Origin of the sequence: Actinomyces urogenitalis, assembly GCF_002861525.1 — a bacterium.
Classification (GTDB): Bacteria; Actinomycetota; Actinomycetes; order Actinomycetales; family Actinomycetaceae; genus Actinomyces; species Actinomyces urogenitalis.
In genome coordinates, this window is sequence record NZ_PKHA01000025.1 from 1 (window position 1) to 1,350 (window position 1,350).

At 60.1% G+C, this 1,350-nt stretch carries 1 protein-coding gene and 1 pseudogene; one reads left to right on the forward strand and one right to left on the reverse strand.

What is annotated here, in order from left to right; all coding sequences use genetic code 11:
- Nucleotides 1–184: 184 nt before the first annotated feature.
- Nucleotides 185–535 (reverse strand): hypothetical protein, encoded by a 351-nt coding sequence (locus CYJ26_RS10490; protein WP_024036856.1) that lies wholly within the window; start codon nt 533–535, stop codon nt 185–187.
- Nucleotides 536–898: 363 nt separating this feature from the next.
- Between CYJ26_RS10490 and CYJ26_RS11095 the strand changes: the two are divergent.
- Nucleotides 899–1,350: pseudogene (locus tag CYJ26_RS11095) on the forward strand (transposase); the annotation flags it as partial.

The following is a 1,350-nucleotide window of genomic DNA, read 5'->3' on the forward strand; positions in this document are numbered from 1 at the left end:
TTTGGCCATCCCCATGTCCTCGGCGACCTGCTTCTGCAGGATTCCTGAGACGACAAGCGCGACCGCGTCGCGCTTGAACTCGTCGGTGTAAGCGATCTTCGCCATGGATGCCATCCTTTCAGCACGACCCTTTCGAGGAAGTCATGCGGTCTTGGAGTCAACCAAACCTTCAACGGACCCCAGGTCATTCAAGACCCGGCTCGTCCGCATCGGTCACGAGGGCGCGCTCTTCGGCAACGACGAGCACCTCAGCTCCTTCGAGAACTTCACCGAGAACCTCGTTAACCGCCCATTCGAGGGAATCGAGCGCGTCTTCTCCCCCGCTAATAGCCTCAGCTTCCCGGTCGTTTACCCGTATGAGCGCCGCGCCACCGATCGGTACAACACCGGCTTCGTCAGCGCCGTGTTCATCAACGATTCGTGCCCATGCGGCGTCCAATGCACCTGGCGTCATGACCCGCACCCGGACGCGATAGGTGAGATCTTGGGTTGTGTGTCGATCGAACCAGTCGTTCGATAATGTCCAAATTGTCATATCTCAAGTGTCAGGCTACGTTGCTGACGCCGCAACCAGTACGCGACACATTATTGTGGCGCTGGGCGCAGACACCCAACGGCACGAGCTGAGCACGACCGTTGAGGCGACTTCGAACGGTTTGATCGTGGCAACCTGTTGACGTGGCGCACGACGACTACGCCTCACCCCTCGATGAAGTGGACCATCAGGAACTCTCCTGGGTGAACCGGTTCGATTGTGCCGGTATCAGTGGTAGTCGACGAACTCAACGACGTCAGCGCCGGTCATCAGGCTCTTCACAGGTTGGGGTCCGTTGAAGGTTTGGTTGACTCCAAGACCGCATGACTTCCTCGAAAGGGTCGTGCTGAAAGGATGGCATCCATGGCGAAGATCGCTTACACCGACGAGTTCAAGCGCGACGCGGTCGCGCTTGTCGTCTCAGGAATCCTGCAGAAGCAGGTCGCCGAGGACATGGGGATGGCCAAAATTACCCTCCAAGCCTGGGTCCGCGACGCTGGCTTCCAGTCCCATGGGATGACCCCGACCACCGATCGTGAGCAGCGCAAGGACATGGCTCAGGCGTGACGCCGGATCCGTGAGTTGGGGATGGAGAACGAGGTCCTACGGGGAGCGGCGGCGTATCTGTCGCAGGCTCATCACGCCCCCAAAATGATCTACCCGCTCGTGAAGGAGATGGCCGCGGTCGGTGCCCCCGTGAGGGTGGCGGTGGCGGTCGCGTGTCGGGTGTTGGGATTCTCCAAGCAGGGCTACTACAAGTGGCTCAAGCAGCCGGTCTCGGCCCGCGAGGCCGAAGAGCGTGAACTGATCGCCGT